Below are 20,572 nucleotides of genomic sequence, written 5' to 3'. Positions count from 1 at the left end.
TTTCTAAACAACCCTTATTTTAATAACGATTAATGGTTTCGGGTTCGTTCAATTCTGTAATAAATTCTTCTTCTTCATCACGTTTAAAGGACGTGTATTGGGATATTAAATTTTCGTCATAGGTTATTTTCAATCTAGAAGTTCTTTTAGGTACTTCAACACCGTTTGTAATAACGGTTTCTTTTTGGTTTTTAGTACTTTCATAAGTATAGTTATGACTATTACCACGTACTGCAGTTAGAATCGTTCGTTTTGCAGAAATGCCTCCATACAAGTTAATATTCGAGCCAACTCCATACATAATCATGTTTTGTTTTGAATAGAAAAAGCCTTTAATCATACTTGGCGTAGCATTATCAACAGAAATATTACTAATGGAAATATCTCCTGTAGCGAAAATAAAGAGGGTGCTGTTTGAATTTATTCCATTTAAAGTACTATCTTTAATATCAACGTTTCCGTTTACATATAGCATGGCATCACTACGTAAATTAGTATTGTTGACATTGAAATCTCCATTAATAAAATAGGTGCCCGACAAATTTAAAGTTTTTCCACCTCCATTAATATTAAAGTTTCCTCTATCGAGGGTTTTCTTGCATCCAAATAAACCCCAAATATTACAGTCTTCTTTTTCTCCATGTATGAAAATGATATTGTCTCTATTAAATTTAGATGTTTCGTGATTTGTGTACGAGACACTTAATCCAGCGGGATAATTTTTATTATAATTTTTATTTGTATACAAAGGTATAACTTTCTCTGTTATTTCAAGATTATCTCCTGGTAAGCTTTTTGTGACTAGGGATACATTTTTTGTTAAAAACAAACGTTTCTGTAATTCACTTTTTGAAGCAGGATTTGAAGGGATGAATTTTGTATATCTCGAACTGTTTAAATAGTTTGTATTGCCAGATATATGTGAGGCGTAATCAACAGTATTATTTACATAATATATATTTTTTTCTGATTCCCTCATAATAATTTTGGGGGTAACACTTTTAGAGTCTGGAATTATTCTAGGAAAAACGCTATCTGGCCATTGTGCCATATTATTTTTTAGCCAATGGGCTTTTTCAGAAATAATTAAATGACCATCTGTTTTAATATCTCCCTGAATTTCAACACCACCGTGTAAATAAAGATTCCCCTCGTCATTCGTTGAAACAGCATAGCGTAATTGATCTGGAATTGCATCTGTGCCGATGATAATCTGTGCATATGTAATGTGCTCTTTACTATTTACTTTTCCAGTACTTTTAAATGTTACTAGGCGTTTATAACGATCCTTCTCTTCATTTGACATTAGTTCTACTTTCTCGATGCAGACGTTTGTTTGATTCGTTTTCTCAGCAGGGATATTAATGCCTTGCGAGCAACTTAGCTTTGAAGCATTTAAGGTGTTATTGAGGAAAGTTTCAAATGCAGTCTTTCCCATTGGTTTATCTTTAATCTCTTTTTTTAGAATAGCTTGAATGTCTTTAACGGCATAGTCGATCCCTTTATCTGATAAATCTTGTGCTTGTACTAGCTCCTCTCGGGTGTTGTTTTTTGTAATACCGCTTGACGTTAAAGTGATAAGACTCAAACCGAGTATAGTGAAAATGATGATGACTGCAAATGTTAGTAACAATGAATAGCCATTTTCATTTTGCCGGAAAATTTTCATATGACAATCTCCTTTATTAAAACTATTTTGAGCTGACAATAGGTTGAATTTGATTTTTAAATTCCATAGTTTTTGTTTGGTTATTACCTGAACGCTTTTTTATAATCTCAAGCTTTAAATTGATTGTGTAGATGGATTCGGCTATAGGGTTTCCATTTATTTTAGAATTTTCAGAAATTTTGATATTGCTATTTTGAACTTTGTATTTCTCCTTTTTAAAATAGATATATGTAGTGTTATCTTCAGTTTTAAATCCTATCGGCTCAAGAGTCTTTTCGCATTCGTTAGTAATAATCCATTTCCCATCATCGTTTTTTTTACATTTAGACAGATCATTGGTTACTTCAATATATTGATTACTAATATTCCTAACAATATGACTTTGGTTTGTTGTATAGAGGGTTTTAATAAATTTACTTATGATTAGATCTGCTTCATCTCTAAGCATCGTTTCTTGTTGAATATTTTGATTAGTTTCTAAAGTTTTCACAAGAATTGAAAAGATAAGGGTGGAGACGATTGCTAGAATAACAATCGTTGCGAGTAATTCAATTAGTGTCAAACCATTTTGATTTTTCATATATTTATTCAATTGACACATATCCTTCCGACGAGCCTTTTGTTTTTCCATTTTGAGAAGTTACTGTTACAACTACTTTTATTAGATTTAAATCTTTTTCTGTGAAATCCGAATTTGCATATTTATTAGTATTTTGATAAGGGGTATATGTAATTGCATATGTTTTTCCATTTAAATCTATCTCGAGAGGTGGGTTTTTCTTTTTGGCGTCTGGTTCACCGGTATCGTTAAAATAATCATTTAAGTCTTGTGTAGCTATTTTGGTAAGTGAATCAGATTTTAATTTAGCTAATACAGCATCGGCTAAATTTACAGTGACTAATTTTTCGGTATTTACTGTGGCTGTTTTATTCGTAGATATAAATATTTGGGCAAAGGATAAGAGAATAATGGATATTAATACAAGCGATGCAACTACTTCGATTAAAGAAAATCCTCTCTGTGATTTTATCAACATAAAAAAACTTACCTCCGATCTAATAGTTTTTTCTATCTAGAAAAGTTGAATTAATAAGTTTGGTTCGAAAATATATAGGTATATATAACCTCATTATATAGGGTGTTTACCTTATTGACAATGTGTTATTAATGATTTTAATTACATACAAATAATCTTCAGTTCATAAAATTTTAACTATTTTTAGTTAAAAAGACTCATTAAATAGTATCTAGTATGTTGTATGGTAAAAATATGAATAAAAAGTAACGGAGACACATGAGTAATTAGACATTTTATTTTTGGATATATTTGTAAAGGCGGTAAGGCTATGAAATTACATTTGAAGCTAGGCTCAATAGTAGCTGTTCTAATCATTTTATTAACAGTCTGGGTACCGAATTTAATGATGGATAGAGCATTAGCTAAAGGCGATGAATCTACTATCGGTGGCATATCAGTTAAAGATTTAGAAGATGATGCTATTGAAAATGCTTTACGAGAGGCCATAAATAATTGGCAAGAGGCTCCTATCGATGTGGAAGGGGCTAATGTTACGATTTCACTCGACCCTAAATTGTTTGTATTTGATGTAGAGCGTACGATAGCTGAATATCATAGTTTAACTGACAAGTCTTGGCTTGCTTTCTGGAAGCAAAGACAAGTAGTACATATACCCTTACATGTGGTAGTTGACGAGCAAGTGAAGAAGCAGCTTGAGGCTACTGGTGTATGGGAAGTTGAAAAGACATTACATACGATTATTACCGAAGCTTCCAATTTAAAAAGTCACGAAGTCGCTGCAACAGTTGCAGATACTACTTTAATAGAAGCGGAGCGTTTAGCTTTATCAATTGAGGAAATCCCTGCAAATGCAATGGGTGTGGATAAATTAGCGAATACTTTAAATGATGCTATTGTTTTACCGAATGAACCGTTTTCTCTTTTAACGATGATAGAAGAACAATATGAAGAATCAGATAGTGAAGCGATTAATTTCGTCGCCTCTATGCTGTATCATGTTGCTCTTCAAACCGACTATGAGATTTTAGAAAGACATTCTCAAGGACAGAAGCCAAATTATTTACAACAAGGTTTGGATGCGAAGGTAAATCAAGCGTTAGAGAAAGATTTGCAATTTATAAACCGTACGGATCAACCGAATAAATTAAAACTCACAATAGAAGGTGATTCTTTAAAAGTGGAATTACTAGCTCAAAAGAAAGAAAAAGAAATTTCAGTTCGTGTTAGTAAAGATAAGATTATTCAGCCTCGAGTCATTACTCGTTATTCAAAAGATTTACCAATAGGTAGAGAAGAAGTTATTCAAAAAGGTCAAGAAGGCGTACGGGTCGAAGTGTATCGCTCGATTTCAGAAAATGGTAGCACTGCAGAGGAACTTGTTAGTCGTGACTATTATCCACCAGTTAATAAAATTATTGTGAAATCTTCAAGACAACCTGTTGCTTCTGAAAATAGTAGTGGAACGGATAAGGTAAATTCCAATGATCCTGACTTACAAATGGATTTAGATGGAGATGGATTACCGGATACACAATCTGAAAATAAAAAATCCGGTAATAACACTGCAAAAACGAATAAAGATACATCTGCAAATACGAACACTTCAACAGACCCGAATGACCCTGAAATTGTATACGGCTACTACGATAAAGGTGGGAATTTTATACAAACCAGCCCGTAAAGAGAGGAGCAAACGCGAATGGTCGTAAAAACTGGACGAAAGCGCTTAGGTGATTTACTTGTCGAATCTGGTGTTATTACAAATGTGCAATTAGAATTTGCTCTTACAAACAAAACAAAAGAAGAGAAATTGGGCGATTTTCTTATAAAAGAAAATATTCTAACTGAGCAACAGTTAATCGAAGTACTTGAGTTTCAGCTAGGAATCCCACACATTCATTTGAACCAATATTCAATTAGCCCGGATTTACTGCAGCTTGTTCCAGCCGAACTCGCTAAACGAACAAATATTATTCCGATTCGTCGCGAAAAAAATAAACTGTTTATCGCGATGGCTGACCCGATGGATTATTTTGCAATTGAAGAAGTACGTATGGCGACGGGCTGCCAAATCGAAACAAGTATTGCAGCTAAGGATGATTTATATCGAACACTAACGAAATACTATGATTTACAAGAGTCTATGGAAGCCGCATTGCTCGACATTGGCGCGACAGTTGCTGAAACACAGGAAGAAATTGAACGAGAGGATTCTCCGATTGTTCGGCTAGTTAATCAAATTATTGCTAACGGAGTTGCCCAACGAGCAAGCGATATCCACTTTGACCCACAGGAGACGGAGTTAAGGGTTCGTTATCGAGTGGATGGGGTTTTAAGAACAGAGCGTTCGTTACCAAAACATATGCAAAATATAGTATTAGCACGTATTAAAATTATGGGGAATTTAAATATTACCGAAAATCGAATTCCTCAAGATGGACGTATTAAAACGAATGTTAATTTTAGGCCAGTAGATATTCGACTTTCGACATTGCCAACAGTTTATGGAGAAAAAGTAGTAATGCGGATTTTAGACTTAAGCAGTGTTGCCAATTCTATTGACAAGCTTGGTTTTACAGCGCAAAACGAGGCCCTTTTCCGAAACATGATTGCCAATCCGAATGGCATTCTGCTCATTACCGGTCCTACGGGATCAGGGAAATCATCAACATTATATGCTGCCTTAACTAACTTGAATGAAGAGGGTGTCAATATTATTACAGTTGAGGATCCGGTTGAATATCAGCTCGATGGCATAAACCAAATTCAAGTGAAAGAAGAAGTCGGTTTAACTTTTGCCACTGGATTACGTTCAATTTTGCGCCAAGACCCAGATATTGTAATGATAGGAGAAGTTAGGGATTTTGAAACGGCGCAAATAGCAGTACGTGCCTCGTTAACAGGGCATTTAGTGTTAAGTACTTTACATACAAATAGTGCAGTGGAATCGATTTCTCGACTACAAGATATGGGGGTAGAGCCGTTTTTATTATCCTCCTCACTTGTAGGAATTATGGCACAACGTTTAGTACGACGAATTTGTCGTGATTGTGGAGAGGACTATACTTTTACGAACCATGAATTAGAAATAATGCGTAAAAACGGCATTGAAGGTTTCACACATGGTAGACGCGGAAGAGGCTGCCCTTCGTGTAATCAAACCGGGTATCGTGGACGGATGGCTATTCATGAAATTTTACCAATCGACCGCAATATTAAAGAAATGATTTTAAGTCGAAGTAGCGATAGTGTGATCCGCGATTATATGAAACAAGAAGGCTATTACACATTACTAGTAGATGGGTTGTTAAAAGTAGTAGAAGGACAAACAACTACCTCAGAAGTATTGCGTGTAGCAAATGTAGATTAGGAGGTGAATGTTCATGACAACATCTAGAAATATTGATGAGCTATTAACACGCGCATTTGAAGAAAAAGCGTCTGACCTCCATTTAACAAAAGGGATTCCGCCGGTTTATCGTATCCATGGGCAGCTAGAACAGTATGGGAGTGAACTACTAACTTCTGAAGAATTACAGACAATGGTGAAAGCTATTTTACCAGAACATAAATTACAAGAATTTCATGATAAAGGGGAAACTGATTTTAACTATTCATTGCCCGGGAAATGTCGTTTTCGTGTAAATGCGTATCATCAACGCAATGATGTGACAATAGCAGCCCGTTTAATTGAAGCGAAAATTCCTTCCATTGAATCGTTAAATATGCCGCAGGTACTATATCAATTAGCAGAAAAACCACAGGGACTTATTTTAGTAACTGGGCCAACCGGTTCGGGAAAATCTACAACACTTGCGGCAATGATTGATCATATTAATGAAACAAAGTCAAAGCATATTATCACGCTTGAAGACCCGATTGAATATTTACATACACACAAAAAATCCATTATTAATCAACGTGAAGTAGGCGTCGATACGCAGAGCTTTGCCAATGGTTTGCGTGCTGCGCTTCGTCAGGACCCTGACATTATTTTAGTAGGCGAGATGCGAGACTACGAAACGATTTCAACAGCTATTACAGCGGCAGAAACGGGCCATTTAGTGATGGCGACATTACATACAAGTAGTGCTCCGACTACGATTGATCGAATTATAGATGTTTTTCCACCACATCAGCAAGGACAAATTCGTGTACAACTAGCCAATGTTTTAGTGGGCATTGTTTCACAGCGTTTATTTGTACGTAAGGACGCTAAGGGACGTATTGCTGCAACTGAAATATTAGTACAAGCACCATCTATTTCAAATTTAATTCGAAATGAAAAAGTTCACCAAATTCCTACTGTTATGCAGACGAGTAAAGCTTTAGGCATGCATACTTTGGAATCTTCTATGCAGCAGCTAATAGCAATGGGGAAAATTTCTTTGGAAGAAGCAAGGCCATATATGAATGCGGGGGATTATAATTGACCGTTTTTCGATATAGTGGACGCACAAAAACAGGTGCACACAAAAAAGGAATTATTGACGCGACTAACAAAAAAGTAGCACTAGAAAAATTACGAGCACAAGGTATTAATGCTCGTGAGCTGGAAGAGTCTAAAAGCATTTTGCACAAAGACTTAAACATTGGCGGTAAAGTGAAGCACCAGGATTTCGTCATTTACTGTCGTCAATATGCAACACTAATCCGTGCTGGCGTTTCAATTGTGGAGGCAACACATATTTTAAGTGGTCAAACGAAAAGTAAAGCCTTGAAAAAAGCATTAGAACAAGTGGAAGAGGATATACGCGGGGGGACAGCGTTTTCAGACGCAGCGGCCAAACACCCAAAGGTTTTTCCTGTCATGTTTGTGAATATGATGCGCTCAGGTGAGGCAACAGGGAATATCGATGAGACTTTAGAGCGTTTAGCAGGGACACTGGAAAAACAATTTAAAATTAAGAAGAAAGTACAATCGGCATTGGCATATCCGGCTATTTTATCGGTACTGACAATCGCTGTAGGTTTATTTTTAATGGTATTTATCGTGCCAACGTTTATGGCTACTTTTGAAGAAATGGACATAGAAATGCCGATCTTAACTGTCGTTGTTGTCAGTATTTCGGATTGGTTAATAGCATACTGGTATTTTGCGATTGGCATTTTCTTATTATCGATTCTGCTATTTAGATTTTTCTATAAAAATAATAAGCAATTTCATTATCATGTGAATTATGCATTATTGAGAATTCCTGTATTTGGTATTTTAATGCAAAAAAATGTAATTGCCCGTATGACTAGAACTTTATCTTCATTGTTCAGTAGTTCGGTGCCAATTCTACAGGCACTGACAATTGTCGAAAAGGTTGTAGGGAATCCAGTAGTAGGACAGGTTGTACTGGAGGCAAGAGATAATCTAGAAAAAGGCGGTACCTTATCAGAGCCATTAGAAAAAAGTTGGCTGTTCCCTCCTTTAGTAACTCAAATGACATCTATCGGAGAAAAAACAGGTTCTCTTGATTATATGCTCGAGAAGATAGCCGATTTCTATGAGGATGAGGTAGATCGCTCCGTCGATACATTAAAATCGCTCGTAGAACCATTGATGATATTAATTTTAGCAGCGGTTGTAGGTGTGATTGTCGCGGCAATTTTCCTACCAATGTTCGCATTATACGAAAATATGTAAGCGGACGAACTTTAAAGGGGGTGGTATAGAAAAGACAGCAGCAGTTGTTGTAGTAGGTGTACATATTTTCGGACTAATCATAACAATTTATAAGGAGGAACACCGATGTTCAAAAAACTCTTAAACAAAAAACTATTAAAAAATCAAAAAGGTTTAACGCTAATCGAGGTACTAGCTGTAGTTGTTATCCTAGCCATTATAGCGGTAATCGCTATTCCTGCAATTGGCAACATTATTGATAATAGTAGAATTAAAGGCGCAAAAGCTGATGCAGTCAACTTAATTAATTCGGCGCATTTGTATTATACAGATGGTGGAACTGAGGTTTTTGGTGAAAAGATGAAAGATTATTATGATACTGCGGGTGGTGCAGAAAAAGGATGGTCTGTTGCTAAACCAGGAGGAAAAGGGGATAACGCATCGTCCGCTCTAGAATTCAGTGGTAAAGTAAAGAGAGGAAATGTCACTATAGAATTTAGTGGTGCAAATATAAAAGATATAGAACCGGATTCTAAAGAAGGGAACGACAAAGTGAAAATTGATAAATAATAAATAAAATAATTAATCCTCTAACTGAGTCTGATGCTGTCAAAATGGTATCAGACTCAGAAAAGAACGATTAATTTAATTAAAGGAGGCATCTTTTCACATGTTTACAAAGAAGAAAAAATCGCATGTGTCGATTGAAATAAAGGATTATATATTGCGTGCGATTGTGGCAAAAGGTGCTGATCCGTCGCAATGGAAAGGCTATGAAATGCCATTAGCACAAGGAATTATTGAAGGATCTGTTATTCAGGATGAAATGGAATTGTTTGATGTCATGAAAAATGATGTGGCAAAATGGGCTGGCAAAAAGCAAAATGCACGTATTTTTGTACCGGATACTTCCGTTTTGTTAAAGAGCTTTGAGCATCCTGATGATATAGAGTGGAATGAATTAAAAGGTTATGTGGAAATGGAGCTTGGTCAGTCCATTCATCTTCCGTTTCAAGATCCTCTTATCGATGTGTATGACCCAAATCCTAATGATGGACAGGCCATGCTATTTGCAGCACCTTCAGAAGAAGTGACGAAAATGATTGGACTTTTACTCGATGCTACATTAGATCCACAAGCAGCAGATATTCGAGCATTGTGTAATATTCGTCTGTTAGAGTATTTGCAGTTAATAAAGGACGATCGAACTTATTTAATAGCGGATTGGTCAATCAATGAATTATCGATAAGTATTTTTTCATTCGGTCAACTGGAGTTTTTACGATACCAATCATTTGATACAGATTTATCGAAATGGAAGCCTGAAGAAATTGAAGAGTATCGTTTTTCGTATCATTCAGAAGTTGAAGATGAATATCGTATGATTCTTACCGATCAAATGCTTGAAATCGATCGTATTATGAATTTTTTTAAGTTTTCCTTACATAAAGGTGAGAAAAGTGTAGATGAGATGATCATTTTAGGAGATAATCCACTACTTTCAACCGTTAAAGAGTTTTTAGAAAATAATTTTTCAATACCAATTATTATGTTAAATGATTCAATCATTCAAAAATCCTTCCCTCAATTTTCAGAGCAATTTGCAAGCTTATTAGGACTTGCATTAAAGGAGGTTAACTAAATGGTACCAGACATTAACCTCTTGCCGAATTTGGAAAAGAAGCATTCAACGCCTACTTTAATATATGTAGTATTTATTATTCTTATTGGTATGATAGTAGGATATATGATTTTCCTGTTTTTCCAAGCAAAAAGTGATCTTACAACATTAAATGCGCAGGAAGTGGAGCTTTCATCGCAACGCGAACAACTTCAAATAGAGTTAGATAGTAAGCAAAATGCGAATAAAGGCTCATTGGAGCAATCCGTACAATTTGTGGAAAAAGTATCCTATCCTGTGACACCTTTAATGGATGAAACGCAAGTATTATTACCAGAGCAAACGTATTTAAGGAACTATGTATTTGGTGAAAAAAATGTAGAAGTTACGGCTGATTTTGAAACGATGTCAGCTATATCATCTTATTTAGAAAAGCTAACTGCAAGCCCCTATTTCAATGATATACAGGTTGATACTATTTCTAATTTTGATGTTGCTATTGGGAACCAAGAGGAAAAAAGTGCTAAGAGCAAGTTTAAGGAAGTACCACGTTATTCGGCAACTATTACATTAGGAATTGATTTTAAATTTCTCGCTGGAGGTAGAGAATCATGACAAGTAGTAAAAATTCAACGATTCTTATCTTAACAGCTTTAATTGCAGCCATTTTATTTGCGCTTTATTACTATATAGTAACACCTAAATTAGAAGAAGTGGATGCGAAAGAAAGCTCCATTAACACCGTTCAACAAGAAATTTCTACAATTCAGGAGCAGATTGCTTTAATTGAAAAGAACGGTAAATCTAATCGTACAAGTAACTTAACATTACGTAAAAAAGTACCTCAAACTCGAGCGATTGACGAAGTAATTCGAAATATTGAAGAGATTGAAGTGGTGACGGGCACGCGGGTAGAAGCTATGGACTTTAATAATTATGATTCGCTCGTAATGGAGTCAGCTATTACAGATCCTAACTCGACAAATTCTGAGGAACAGGCTGATACACAGCAATCTGCAACTGAAGCGGATGAACAAGCTGTTGCTAAGAATGATGAAACACCTGAAGTGAAAGATAAAATACCAACTGCTACTCTCAATAAAGACTCCTTACCGAAGGAATTAAAACTCGTAACATTTGATATTGAAGTTGTCGCATTGGATAATAAAGCAATGGTTGAGTTTATAAAAGAAATTGAAAAAATTGATCGTGTGATGAAAATTGATGCGATCGATTTCACATTAACTGGTGAAGAAGCGAAATTCAAGGAAGACGCTGATACAACCTTAAAAGCAACTATACAAGTAACGACGTTCTATTATGAAGGACAACAATAATCTAGATGGCGCGCATACTTAAGTGTATGGGCGTCTATTAGTATAGGAGGACATAAAAATGGAAATCGCTTATACCATTACAGTTTTACTATTTGGGCTCGTTCTTGGCTCATTTTTTAATGTAGTTGGCTTACGTGTGCCTATGAAGGAGTCCATTGTGCGCCCACCCTCGCATTGCACTTCTTGTAAGAGACAGTTGACGGCGCTTGATTTGGTGCCTGTTTTGTCTTATTTATTTTTAGGTGGAAAATGCCGTAGCTGTGGGCAAAAAATTTCTTGGATTTATCCACTGATGGAACTTATTACAGGCCTATTATTTGCTTTTGCTTATTGGCAATTAGGCTTTAGTGCAGAATTTTTTGTGGCGCTATTATTAATTTCATTAGTAGTCATTATTGTTGTATCGGATTTTGCGTATATGCTTATTCCCGATAAGGTGCTATTATTCTTTTTACCATTGCTAGTTTTTGGACGCGTGATCTCTCCATTGTCTCCTTGGTGGGATAGTATAGTTGGTGCTGTCGTAGGTTTTGGCATATTATATTGTATAGCTGTTCTATCAAGAGGTGGAATGGGTGGTGGCGATATTAAATTATTCTTTTTACTTGGTCTCGTACTCGGGACAATACATACTATTTTGACGCTTTTTGTAGCGGCAGTAATTGGCATGATTGTTGGCATCATTGTATTGAAGATACGTGGACAGGGAAGGAAAACGCCTATACCATTCGGACCTTCTATTGCTCTCGCAGCTATTATCATCTATTTCTATGGGGATGCGTTGATGAATTGGTATCTTGGGTTTTGGTAAGTAATCATTGACGGATTCTTTCACAGGCAGTGAATGCAAGCTAAAGATCATGGAGGGGATAGGATGAAACCAATTATCGGAATAACGGCTTTTGCGGAGGATGATTTGTCCTCAAGATTAAATGCTGCTTATAGCAAAAGTATAATGGAAGCAGGGGGAGTTCCACTAATAATTCCAATTGGCGTTGAAGAGGATGTAGCACAAATTTTATCGTTAACGGACGGATTATTACTATCGGGTGGCTATGATGTACATCCATTCCTCTTTGACGCAGAACCTACACCAAAATTAGGGAAGGTTCATCCTGAACGAGATGCAGTGGAGCTTGCTTTAATTCATGCAGCCTCTATTCGGAAAATGCCGATTCTCGGAATTTGTCGAGGGCTTCAAATACTAAATGTTGCATTTGGAGGCACAGTCTATCAGGATATTGAAAGTGAGTATCATAGTAAAAAATTAATAAAGCATGTGCAACAAGCAGCAAGGGGTGTTACAACACATTATGTTAACCTATCACCTGATACATTATTAGAAGCGATTATTGAGGAAGAAAAAATTGCTGTGAATTCATTTCATCATCAGGCAATAAATGTAGTAGCAGAAAAGTTGAAAGTGGTAGCAAAATCAAGTGATGGTATCGTTGAAGCGGTAGTGCATGATGATTTACCATTTTGTTTAGCAGTTCAATGGCATCCTGAAGAGTTAGCTATTGCAGGAGATGAAGTATCAAAGAAACTATTTGCTGCATTTGTAAAGGCAAGTTTGAAATTTAAGGTAGAGGCATAAACTTTACTAAGATATCCTTGGTGATGAACATGAATACATTGCTAGGTATAAGGAATCCATTTTCAAGTGGGTTCTTTTTTAGGTGATTAAAATAACACTTAAAAGATAAGAAAAAGAGGTATATGCCCATTTGTGAACATAATAACCTCCTTTTATACTTTAATATTGAGATACTTTTAATGTACACGACGATATAGACCTACAACATGCCCTAAAATAGAAACTTGATCTACGATAATTGGCTCCATTGTTGAGTTTTCAGGCTGTAAACGAAAATGACTTTTTTCCTTAAAGAAACGCTTTACAGTTGCTTCATTCTCTTCAGTCATTGCTACGACAATATCACCATTATCAGCTGTTGCTTTTTGTTTAACAATAACTAAATCTCCGTCTAAAATGCCAGCTTCAATCATTGATTCACCCATAATTTCAAGCATAAATAATTGATCTTCACTTGTACCATAAATATCTGGGAGTGGGAAATATTCATCGATATTTTCAACAGCAGTTATTGGAGAACCTGCAGTAACCTTCCCAACTAATGGGACATGAATAACATGTTGCTTTTGGATAGAATCCTCTGGCTCTAAAATTTCAATAGCACGTGGTTTAGTTGGATCGCGTCGAATCAAGCCTTTTTGTTCTAAACGAGCTAAATGCCCATGAACTGTTGAGCTTGAAGCAAGTCCAACTGCCTCCCCAATCTCACGTACAGATGGTGGATACCCCTTTGCTCGTACTTCTTCTTTAATGAACTCTAATATGGCCTCTTGTCTTTTCGAAACTTTTTTCATAATTGCTCACCTCTTTTTTTAATCATTTTACTAATTAGTAGTATAACAGAATGCGAACACTTAAGCAAACATAGGTTCGAAAAGTGTTTGACAAAAACGTTTGTTCGTATTAATATGAGAACATATATTCCGAACAAACATTCTGGAAAAGGGGTTTTAAACATGAACTGGTTAAAGAAAAATCCACATATTACAACTTTATTAGGAGCTTGTTTGCTTTTTGCGGCATACCTTTTTATAACAGACCCAGGCGATGTAACGTACACAGAAATTGAAATCGCACATGGTGATAGCTTATGGTCGTTAGCCGATCAATACCGTGGTAAAATGAAAACGGATGAATGGATTAAGCTTGTGAAAACAGAAAATGAATTATCGAACGCACAAATTATTGCAGGTAAATCCCTAGTGATTCCAGTAGTGGGTGACCCATCCCCTATAAATTCAATTGAAATTGCGAGAAACGACAAATGAAAATGAATCAACAATCGGCCATTGTCTATTGCCGTGTGAGTACAGAAAAAGAGACACAAAGTTCCTCGTTAGAGCGTCAGCAGGAGGAGTTGATGCGCTATGCTAAAGAACAGGGCTACGAAGTTAAGCATGTTTTTAAGGACAAGCATAGTGGTTATGATGTGGAACGTGAAGGTTTACTAGAAATGCTTGATTTCATTAAAGAAAAAGAAATAGAAGCATTATTTGTACAGGATGAAACACGCTTAGGACGTGGAAATGCTCGAATGGCAGTATTACATTTATTGCAGAAAACTGAAACTAATGTTTTTTCTATGCGAGACGAGGGACCTATACAATTAAATGAAATGGATACGATGCTCTTAGAAATTTTAGCAATCGTAGAGGAGTACCAGCGTAGAATCCATAATGCTAAAATACGGCGTGGCATGCGTCGTGCCGTTGAAAATGGCTATCGCCCTGAAAACAATTTATCTAACCGTGGAAATCCAAATGGTCAAGAACGTAAGGATGTTCCTATAGACGAAATTGTCAACCTACGTAATCGAGGCTTCACCTTTGAGGAAATCGCCATGACGCTTAGAGGTTTAGGCTTTGAAGTAAGCAAAGCTACAGTCCATAGGAGATATCGGGAACATCAAGAGGGAAGCGGGCAAAATAAAGTAACGTATTAATCAGTGGGGTTTTTATCGTCCCGCTGATTTTTTAATTTTTAAAGGTTAAGTTCCAAAGTGACGGCTAGACCCGATCAATAAATAGAATGAATAGTAAAAAAATAAGAGAAGTAGTGATTTCTACCTCTCTTTAGCGATTTTTTTGTTATGCCCTGTACCAATTTTCATCAAAAGAGAGCTGCAGGGCTTTACCCACAGTAATGCCAAATTGTATAAAACCTTTGCCTCTTGCAGTTATGATGTTGCCGTCTTGTACAACTAAGTCTTCAGAGAGATGACTAAGATCAAAGAAGCCCAGCTTATCCATACCTTCTGGAGATAATCCTACAGTATATTTTTTGTTCTAAAAGAGATGGCGTGCTAGAAATACTTGCAATGATAGCTCCTTTGGCATTTACATGACTAATAAAATCTATTAATTTTTGCTCGTGTATTAATAAAGCTATATCCATACACCCTGGTAATATCAAGCTATCGATTTCGTCAAGATTAATATCACTTATTTGTGTATCTGCCATACAGGATAACCCAGATTCCCCTTTAATTTTTTCGCTGTTTAATCCAACAGTTATGACGGGTTTATTTCCTTGCATTAATATAGATAATGCTACACTCAATTCATATTCACTAAATTGGGGATACAATAATACTGCGGTCTTTTTCATCTAAATTTCTCCTCTAGAAATCGATAATCCCTAAAAGCATCTTATGCCCACTCTTCTTTTAAGACCGCATAGTAATATTCATCCCACCACTCATCTCCATTTGGTATGCATTTTTTAAAATAACCTTCGCGTCTCATGCCGATTTTCTCCATCACTCGATAGGATGGGATATTTTCTGGTTGGCATGTAGCAATAATTCTATGAAGTTGCATTTCTTTAAATCCGTAATTCAGCACAGCTTTTGCTGCTTCAGAGGCGTAGCCATTATTGTAATAGTTCGGATTCAATACCCAGCCAATTTCATATGTATGGTCACCAAAATATTGATGAAAAACAATATGACCAATGACAATATTGTCGCTTTTTAAAATAACAGGGAAGTATTTTGCCTGTTCACCGCTATTTTCTAATACGAACTTTTTAGCTTCTTCCTCATTAAAAACTCCCTCAGGAATATACTTCATTACATTTGGATTCGAAGTATATTCATAGACAGCTTGCCAATCTTGAATCTCAAATTCTCTTATTAAAAGTCTGTTTGTTTTGATAAACATTTCATTTTTCCTCATTTCACATTAGTTTTATTTTCTATTTATTTATCAGCTCATCAATCTTTTTATTCATTTTTTTTACTTCTGATTTGTTATATAAATAAAATAACACCCAAATTAGAGTAAATAGCAAAACACTAAAGAATAGCATTAACAAAGTTATTCCTATAGATGATGTGGGAAGCCAATTTAAAAATAGCGCAACAACAATAAAAGTACCTAAAGAAATTGCAAAATGGATAGCTGTTTGTAGTAAAAATGTTAAACGTTCTACTTGATAAATGTACGATGGTAATACACAAGCGAGTCCTACAATAATTGAACCAAGGGATTGTTGTATAAAGCCAGCCGTAATAGCTTCGAAAAAAATATCTCCAAAAATCCATGAACCGAAAAGATTAATAAAAACAAAAACTGTACAGCCCATACTTACACCAAACGCTACATTTTTAAAAAAATGCACCTAACTTAAACCCCCAAACGCTTTTTAAATTGCTTTCGATAATTACGAGTAATTACTTCTTTAATTCCTAAAACTAGCTCAATTTCCATTGTTCCGTTAAATGAAGCTTCGATATTTTTAACTTTTGTTAGATTTATAATTGCAGATTTAGAAATCCGTATAAAATTATTCCCTAGTCGCTTCTCTAATTCATATAAAGGTTTATTCAATATGAGACGATTATTATCTTCATTATATAAAGCTAATTCTCTTCCTTCAGTTCGAATAACAATAATTGAATTTGGATCAATGATATATGTTTTATTATTTGCTAGCCCTGTTAAAATTTGTTCTTCTTTCTCTTTTTGTAATAAAGAAATAGCAGCTTGTATCGTAGGAGTAAGTTTTGCTGTACAAATTGTTACATGTGGCTCTTTATACTCTGAATCTATTTTCACCTCTATTTTCAGCTTTATCACCTCTCAAGAAAATTATAGCATATTCAGCGTTTTGGAAAATGCAGGTTATTATTCGAAAAAGGCATCTTACACAATCATAACAACATGTTACTCCGAACGTATTGTTGGGGTACATTTCGTTCGTTATATTGAGTTCAGGCAAATTAAAAGCTTTTAATATACTGCAAATGAAATAGAGATCTAAACAATATAGGGATATGAATTTTTCGAGTAATTGACTATTTGAGAATTCATTATTAGGAGGTTAGGGCTAATATGAATGAAATAACTACTTCAAGTGAAAGAACTAAAACTGGTTGGATATTAGTAAGTATTGCAACTATGCTAACAGCTAGTATAATTTTTTGGTTTTATAATAATCCTGAAGGTTTTATTGAAAATGGAATTGGATTTAGGACGGATGTATTTTCGAATATATTTATTTGGACTTTTACACTATTTATCATAACGGGATACGTTACATACACACTCAGTGCAATACCTTTTGTAAGAGCTCATTTATTTACTATTTCTTGGCTTAAAGTAATTGGAATATGGGCTGCCGTTGTGACAGGAATAGTAGAAGAAGTTGTTTTCAGACATATACTTATGGAATACCTATTAACAATTGCATTTTCAGACGTAGCACAAATATTAATTTCAGGGATACTCTTTGGAATTGCTCACGGTTTGTGGGTACTTTTAAAAGGGGATTGGAAATTTGCATTACCTGCTATTATAAGTACCACAATATTAGGGAGTCTTCTCGCAACGCTTTATATTGTAGCTGGACGAAGTACCTTTGCACCAATAGTAGCTCATATTTTAATTAATATGTTTATTGAACCATGGCTAATGTTATCTGCTGTTTCTGGAAAATGGGCTAGTAAATAAAGAACAAATTATATTTGCTAATTGTCCTTAACCTGCAAGCTGAGTGAAGTTGCTAGAAATTCCTTTATACTAAATTCAAGAATAAAGTGATACTTGAAAGGTTGGTATAACTGCATTTCAGGGGGATACATGCTATACTTTACATACCATATTCATTAAGATATGTATTGAAAGGTGTGTAATTATGTTATCAAAAGAAAAAATTAACCGAATCAATGAACTTTCTGCTAAGGCTAAAAGTGGTACATTAACAGAGGCAGAAGCTAAGGAACGATCAGCGCTTCGTAAAGAATATCTAGATACATTTAGATCAACGATGCGAGATACAATTGAAAACGTAAAAGTAGTAGATGCTGAAGGAAATGATGTAACACCAGAAAAAGTTAAACAAGCGAAAAAGAATAAATTTCTCAATTAATATGACACATTTAAGTCAATAACGCCTCAGCGTTAATTGTGTCCGGATTTTGAAAAGGAGCCTAGGCTTGCGCGATGCAGGTCAGTTAGCCTTTTTCATAGGATGTGAAGGTTTTAGGCTAAATCCTTATCCGTGACATCCCGCCGGAGGTATTATCTTTATTCTGTTGGCACTATTGTGTGGGGGATTTTTCGCTGAATAAAGATAAAGTATGTTATAAATCTTTAATAGTATAACAAAACCATTGTTTTCTGAAGCAATGTTGACTAAACTGTATAAGAACAATATATAGGACGAGAAAGGATGTCACAAAATAATGACTCAACATGCGGATCAACTAGCGATTAATGCTATCCGAACTTTGTCAATTGATGCAATTGAAAAAGCAAACTCAGGTCACCCAGGTTTACCGATGGGGGCTGCGCCAATGGCTTATACGCTTTGGACAAAACAACTTCACCATAATCCGGCTAACCCAAAATGGTTTAACCGTGACCGTTTTGTACTTTCAGCAGGTCATGGCTCTATGCTTTTATATAGTCTACTTCATCTAGGTGGCTACGGCTTACCAATGGAAGAAATTCAAAACTTCCGTCAATGGGATTCATTAACTCCAGGACATCCTGAATATGGTCATACTGTTGGGGTAGAGGCAACAACAGGTCCTCTAGGTCAAGGTATTGCTATGACAGTTGGTATGGCAATGGCTGAACGCCATTTAGCAGCTACTTACAATAAACCAGGACATGACATCGTTGATCACTATACATTTGCACTTTGTGGCGATGGCGATTTAATGGAAGGTGTAGCGGCTGAAGCTATCTCTTTAGCAGGTCACTTAAAACTTGAAAAGTTAATCGTTTTATACGATTCAAACGATATTTCTTTAGATGGTGATTTAGAAAAATCATTCTCAGAAAATGTTCAAAAACGTTTCGAATCTTATGGCTGGAACTATTTAAAAGTTGCAGATGGTACAGATGTTGAAGCAATTAACGCAGCAATCGAAGAAGCTAAAAAATCAACTGGCAAGCCAACACTTATTGAAGTGAAAACTGTTATCGGTTTTGGTTCACCAAACAAATCTGGTAAAGCTGCTTCTCACGGTGCACCACTTGGTCAAGATGAAGTTGTTTTAACGAAAGCATCTTATGAATGGGCACACGAGCCATTCCAAATTCCTGCTGAAGTATATGATACATTTGCAGCAGCAGCTAATGTTCAAGGGGCACAGCCTGAGGAAGCTTGGAATGCTAAGTTTGAAGCATATAAGCAAGAGTTCCCAGAATTAGCAGCGCAATTTGAAAAGGCAATGAATGGTCAATTACCAGAGGATTTTGCTTCAGAATTACCAGTTTATGAAGTAGGTAAATCAGTAGCTACTCGTTCTTCTTCTGGAGATGCAATCAATGCAATTGCAAAGAAAACGCCATCATTCTTCGGTGGTTCAGCTGACCTTGCTGGCTCAAATAAAACGACGATGAAAGACGCTGGCGATTTCTCTGCAGACGATTATGCTGGCCGTAATATTTGGTTCGGTGTACGTGAGTTTGCGATGGGTGCTGCTATGAACGGTATGGCACTTCACGGTGGTCTTAACGTATTTGGTGGTACATTCTTCGTATTCTCTGATTATGTTCGTCCAGCTGTACGACTTTCTGCATTAATGGGTCTTCCTGTTACTTATGTATTTACACATGACTCAATTGCTGTAGGGGAAGATGGTCCAACGCATGAACCAATCGAACACCTTGCATCTTTACGTGCAATGCCGAATTTATCTGTTGTCCGTCCAGCTGATGCAAATGAATCAGCCGTTGCATGGGAGCTAGCAGTAGCATCTGAAAAAACACCAACTGTTTTAGTATTGTCTCGTCAAAATTTACCTGTTCTTGACGCATCTATTGATACAGTACGTGAAGGTGTTACTAAAGGTGCTTATACAGTGTCTCCTGCTACAAAAGAAGTGGCAGATGCCATTTTAATTGCAACAGGCTCAGAGGTTTCACTAGCAATCGAAGCACAAAAAGCATTAAAAGCTGATGGTGTAGATGTGGCAGTTGTTTCAATGCCATCTATGGATCGCTTCGAAAAACAAGACGCAGCTTACAAAGAATCTATTCTTCCAAAAGCTGTAACAAAACGTCTTGCAATCGAAATGGGCTCATCATTCGGCTGGCATAAATACACTGGTTTTGAAGGGGACGTTCTTGCAATTGACAAGTTCGGCGCTTCTGCACCGGGTGAAATAGTGATGGAAAAATACGGATTCACGGTAGAAAATGTTGTAGCGAAGGTTAAAGCGCTATAATTAAATAAAATAC

At 35.9% G+C, this 20,572-nt stretch carries 24 protein-coding genes; 15 read left to right on the top strand and 9 right to left on the bottom strand.

Features of this window, described 5'->3' with window-relative positions; translation table 11 throughout:
- Nucleotides 1-19: 19 nt before the first annotated feature.
- The 3 genes from PVA17_RS04560 to PVA17_RS04550 are packed head-to-tail and all read right to left on the bottom strand — an operon-like array spanning nucleotide 20 to nucleotide 2,706.
- Entirely contained in the window at nucleotides 20-1,669 is a 1,650-nt protein-coding gene (locus PVA17_RS04560; RefSeq protein WP_274067022.1) for a hypothetical protein, read from the bottom strand.
- A 22-nt stretch (nucleotides 1,670-1,691) separates the two neighbouring features.
- Nucleotides 1,692-2,261, bottom strand: a complete 570-nt coding sequence (locus PVA17_RS04555; RefSeq protein WP_274067021.1) for a PulJ/GspJ family protein — start codon at nucleotides 2,259-2,261, stop codon at nucleotides 1,692-1,694.
- Nucleotides 2,254-2,706 (bottom strand): type IV pilus modification PilV family protein, encoded by a 453-nt coding sequence (locus tag PVA17_RS04550; protein WP_274067020.1) that lies wholly within the window; start codon nucleotides 2,704-2,706, stop codon nucleotides 2,254-2,256. Before PVA17_RS04550 ends, PVA17_RS04555 begins: the two co-directional genes overlap by 8 nt.
- 310 nt (nucleotides 2,707-3,016) lie before the next feature.
- Between PVA17_RS04550 and PVA17_RS04545 the strand changes: the two genes are divergently transcribed.
- From PVA17_RS04545 to PVA17_RS04500, 10 genes are all read left to right on the top strand, one after another.
- A complete protein-coding gene (locus tag PVA17_RS04545) occupies nucleotides 3,017-4,390 on the top strand; it encodes a VanW family protein (protein ID WP_274067019.1) in 1,374 nt (457 codons plus the stop codon).
- A gap of 18 nt (nucleotides 4,391-4,408) precedes the next feature.
- Nucleotides 4,409-6,079: a GspE/PulE family protein gene (locus tag PVA17_RS04540; protein WP_274067018.1), complete on the top strand. Its 1,671-nt coding sequence runs from the start codon at nucleotides 4,409-4,411 to the stop codon at nucleotides 6,077-6,079.
- A gap of 13 nt (nucleotides 6,080-6,092) precedes the next feature.
- Nucleotides 6,093-7,142 carry a type IV pilus twitching motility protein PilT gene (locus PVA17_RS04535; RefSeq protein WP_274067017.1) on the top strand — a complete coding sequence of 350 codons (1,050 nt, stop codon included), beginning with the start codon at nucleotides 6,093-6,095 and terminating at the stop codon, nucleotides 7,140-7,142.
- Nucleotides 7,139-8,344: a type II secretion system F family protein gene (locus tag PVA17_RS04530; protein ID WP_274067016.1), complete on the top strand. Its 1,206-nt coding sequence runs from the start codon at nucleotides 7,139-7,141 to the stop codon at nucleotides 8,342-8,344. Before PVA17_RS04535 ends, PVA17_RS04530 begins: the two co-directional genes overlap by 4 nt.
- Before the next feature lie 105 nt (nucleotides 8,345-8,449).
- Nucleotides 8,450-8,893 (top strand): prepilin-type N-terminal cleavage/methylation domain-containing protein, encoded by a 444-nt coding sequence (locus tag PVA17_RS04525; protein WP_274067015.1) that lies wholly within the window; start codon nucleotides 8,450-8,452, stop codon nucleotides 8,891-8,893.
- 100 nt (nucleotides 8,894-8,993) lie between these two features.
- Complete coding sequence (gene pilM / locus PVA17_RS04520; protein WP_132363229.1) at nucleotides 8,994-9,965, top strand: type IV pilus biogenesis protein PilM; 972 nt, start codon at nucleotides 8,994-8,996, stop codon at nucleotides 9,963-9,965.
- Entirely contained in the window at nucleotides 9,966-10,559 is a 594-nt protein-coding gene (locus tag PVA17_RS04515) for a PilN domain-containing protein (protein ID WP_132363227.1), read from the top strand.
- Complete coding sequence (locus PVA17_RS04510) at nucleotides 10,556-11,281, top strand: potassium transporter (protein ID WP_274067014.1); 726 nt, start codon at nucleotides 10,556-10,558, stop codon at nucleotides 11,279-11,281. Before PVA17_RS04515 ends, PVA17_RS04510 begins: the two co-directional genes overlap by 4 nt.
- Nucleotides 11,282-11,339: 58 nt before the next feature.
- Nucleotides 11,340-12,092, top strand: coding sequence for a prepilin peptidase (locus PVA17_RS04505; protein ID WP_274067013.1), 753 nt, complete (start codon nucleotides 11,340-11,342; stop codon nucleotides 12,090-12,092).
- Nucleotides 12,093-12,155: 63 nt separating this feature from the next.
- A complete protein-coding gene (locus tag PVA17_RS04500) occupies nucleotides 12,156-12,878 on the top strand; it encodes a gamma-glutamyl-gamma-aminobutyrate hydrolase family protein (protein ID WP_274067012.1) in 723 nt (240 codons plus the stop codon).
- Between the two features lie 176 nt (nucleotides 12,879-13,054).
- On the opposite strand, the gene lexA is transcribed toward PVA17_RS04500, so the two are convergent.
- Entirely contained in the window at nucleotides 13,055-13,672 is a 618-nt protein-coding gene (gene lexA, locus PVA17_RS04495) for a transcriptional repressor LexA (RefSeq protein WP_132363219.1), read from the bottom strand.
- 162 nt (nucleotides 13,673-13,834) lie between these two features.
- On the opposite strand from lexA, the gene yneA reads away from it, so the two are divergent.
- Nucleotides 13,835-14,146: a cell division suppressor protein YneA gene (gene yneA, locus PVA17_RS04490; protein WP_142507342.1), complete on the top strand. Its 312-nt coding sequence runs from the start codon at nucleotides 13,835-13,837 to the stop codon at nucleotides 14,144-14,146.
- Nucleotides 14,143-14,820 (top strand): YneB family resolvase-like protein, encoded by a 678-nt coding sequence (locus PVA17_RS04485; RefSeq protein WP_274067011.1) that lies wholly within the window; start codon nucleotides 14,143-14,145, stop codon nucleotides 14,818-14,820. Before yneA ends, PVA17_RS04485 begins: the two co-directional genes overlap by 4 nt.
- A gap of 145 nt (nucleotides 14,821-14,965) precedes the next feature.
- On the opposite strand, the gene PVA17_RS04480 is transcribed toward PVA17_RS04485, so the two are convergent.
- From PVA17_RS04480 to PVA17_RS04460, 5 genes are read right to left on the bottom strand one after another with little or no spacing between them, the layout of a single operon-like run.
- Nucleotides 14,966-15,127, bottom strand: coding sequence for a type 1 glutamine amidotransferase family protein (locus PVA17_RS04480; RefSeq protein ID WP_274067010.1), 162 nt, complete (start codon nucleotides 15,125-15,127; stop codon nucleotides 14,966-14,968).
- Nucleotides 15,120-15,485 (bottom strand): DJ-1/PfpI family protein, encoded by a 366-nt coding sequence (locus tag PVA17_RS04475; RefSeq protein ID WP_274067009.1) that lies wholly within the window; start codon nucleotides 15,483-15,485, stop codon nucleotides 15,120-15,122. The genes PVA17_RS04480 and PVA17_RS04475 overlap by 8 nt, the downstream gene beginning before the upstream one ends.
- Nucleotides 15,486-15,526: 41 nt before the next feature.
- Nucleotides 15,527-16,039, bottom strand: a complete 513-nt coding sequence (locus tag PVA17_RS04470) for a GNAT family N-acetyltransferase (RefSeq protein ID WP_132363211.1) — start codon at nucleotides 16,037-16,039, stop codon at nucleotides 15,527-15,529.
- 34 nt (nucleotides 16,040-16,073) lie between these two features.
- Nucleotides 16,074-16,499 (bottom strand): DUF3021 domain-containing protein, encoded by a 426-nt coding sequence (locus PVA17_RS04465; RefSeq protein ID WP_248718298.1) that lies wholly within the window; start codon nucleotides 16,497-16,499, stop codon nucleotides 16,074-16,076.
- A gap of 5 nt (nucleotides 16,500-16,504) precedes the next feature.
- On the bottom strand, nucleotides 16,505-16,936 hold the full coding sequence (locus tag PVA17_RS04460) for a LytTR family DNA-binding domain-containing protein (protein WP_274067008.1): 432 nt from the start codon (nucleotides 16,934-16,936) through the stop codon (nucleotides 16,505-16,507).
- Between the two features lie 276 nt (nucleotides 16,937-17,212).
- On the opposite strand from PVA17_RS04460, the gene PVA17_RS04455 reads away from it, so the two are divergent.
- The 3 genes from PVA17_RS04455 to tkt all read left to right on the top strand — a co-directional run bounded on the left by PVA17_RS04455 (nucleotide 17,213) and on the right by tkt (nucleotide 20,559).
- Nucleotides 17,213-17,830 (top strand): CPBP family intramembrane glutamic endopeptidase, encoded by a 618-nt coding sequence (locus PVA17_RS04455; RefSeq protein ID WP_132363209.1) that lies wholly within the window; start codon nucleotides 17,213-17,215, stop codon nucleotides 17,828-17,830.
- Nucleotides 17,831-18,014: 184 nt separating this feature from the next.
- On the top strand, nucleotides 18,015-18,248 hold the full coding sequence (locus tag PVA17_RS04450; RefSeq protein ID WP_132363207.1) for a DUF896 domain-containing protein: 234 nt from the start codon (nucleotides 18,015-18,017) through the stop codon (nucleotides 18,246-18,248).
- Between the two features lie 316 nt (nucleotides 18,249-18,564).
- Nucleotides 18,565-20,559 carry a transketolase gene (tkt, locus tag PVA17_RS04445; RefSeq protein WP_132363205.1) on the top strand — a complete coding sequence of 665 codons (1,995 nt, stop codon included), beginning with the start codon at nucleotides 18,565-18,567 and terminating at the stop codon, nucleotides 20,557-20,559.
- Nucleotides 20,560-20,572 lie beyond the last annotated feature (13 nt).

The sequence above is a fragment of the Lysinibacillus sp. CNPSo 3705 genome (assembly GCF_028674935.1).
Classification (GTDB): domain Bacteria; phylum Bacillota; class Bacilli; order Bacillales_A; family Planococcaceae; genus Lysinibacillus.
This window is presented reverse-complemented; position numbering and strand designations above follow the sequence as displayed.

What these genes read in the sequence shown, in the direction of transcription:
- PVA17_RS04475 (WP_274067009.1), bottom strand. Translation starts at nt 15,485, where the DNA reads ATGAAAAAGACCGCAGTATTATTGTATCCCCAATTTAGTGAATATGAA.
- PVA17_RS04470 (WP_132363211.1), bottom strand. Translation starts at nt 16,039, where the DNA reads ATGTTTATCAAAACAAACAGACTTTTAATAAGAGAATTTGAGATTCAA.
- yneA (WP_142507342.1), top strand. Translation starts at nt 13,835, where the DNA reads ATGAACTGGTTAAAGAAAAATCCACATATTACAACTTTATTAGGAGCT.
- PVA17_RS04505 (WP_274067013.1), top strand. Translation starts at nt 11,340, where the DNA reads ATGGAAATCGCTTATACCATTACAGTTTTACTATTTGGGCTCGTTCTT.
- PVA17_RS04560 (WP_274067022.1), bottom strand. Translation starts at nt 1,669, where the DNA reads ATGAAAATTTTCCGGCAAAATGAAAATGGCTATTCATTGTTACTAACA.
- lexA (WP_132363219.1), bottom strand. Translation starts at nt 13,672, where the DNA reads ATGAAAAAAGTTTCGAAAAGACAAGAGGCCATATTAGAGTTCATTAAA.
- PVA17_RS04515 (WP_132363227.1), top strand. Translation starts at nt 9,966, where the DNA reads ATGGTACCAGACATTAACCTCTTGCCGAATTTGGAAAAGAAGCATTCA.
- PVA17_RS04540 (WP_274067018.1), top strand. Translation starts at nt 4,409, where the DNA reads ATGGTCGTAAAAACTGGACGAAAGCGCTTAGGTGATTTACTTGTCGAA.
- PVA17_RS04480 (WP_274067010.1), bottom strand. Translation starts at nt 15,127, where the DNA reads ATGGATAAGCTGGGCTTCTTTGATCTTAGTCATCTCTCTGAAGACTTA.
- PVA17_RS04455 (WP_132363209.1), top strand. Translation starts at nt 17,213, where the DNA reads ATGAATGAAATAACTACTTCAAGTGAAAGAACTAAAACTGGTTGGATA.
- pilM (WP_132363229.1), top strand. Translation starts at nt 8,994, where the DNA reads ATGTTTACAAAGAAGAAAAAATCGCATGTGTCGATTGAAATAAAGGAT.
- PVA17_RS04550 (WP_274067020.1), bottom strand. Translation starts at nt 2,706, where the DNA reads ATGTTGATAAAATCACAGAGAGGATTTTCTTTAATCGAAGTAGTTGCA.
- PVA17_RS04510 (WP_274067014.1), top strand. Translation starts at nt 10,556, where the DNA reads ATGACAAGTAGTAAAAATTCAACGATTCTTATCTTAACAGCTTTAATT.
- PVA17_RS04535 (WP_274067017.1), top strand. Translation starts at nt 6,093, where the DNA reads ATGACAACATCTAGAAATATTGATGAGCTATTAACACGCGCATTTGAA.
- PVA17_RS04500 (WP_274067012.1), top strand. Translation starts at nt 12,156, where the DNA reads ATGAAACCAATTATCGGAATAACGGCTTTTGCGGAGGATGATTTGTCC.
- PVA17_RS04525 (WP_274067015.1), top strand. Translation starts at nt 8,450, where the DNA reads ATGTTCAAAAAACTCTTAAACAAAAAACTATTAAAAAATCAAAAAGGT.
- tkt (WP_132363205.1), top strand. Translation starts at nt 18,565, where the DNA reads ATGACTCAACATGCGGATCAACTAGCGATTAATGCTATCCGAACTTTG.
- PVA17_RS04450 (WP_132363207.1), top strand. Translation starts at nt 18,015, where the DNA reads ATGTTATCAAAAGAAAAAATTAACCGAATCAATGAACTTTCTGCTAAG.
- PVA17_RS04485 (WP_274067011.1), top strand. Translation starts at nt 14,143, where the DNA reads ATGAAAATGAATCAACAATCGGCCATTGTCTATTGCCGTGTGAGTACA.
- PVA17_RS04545 (WP_274067019.1), top strand. Translation starts at nt 3,017, where the DNA reads ATGAAATTACATTTGAAGCTAGGCTCAATAGTAGCTGTTCTAATCATT.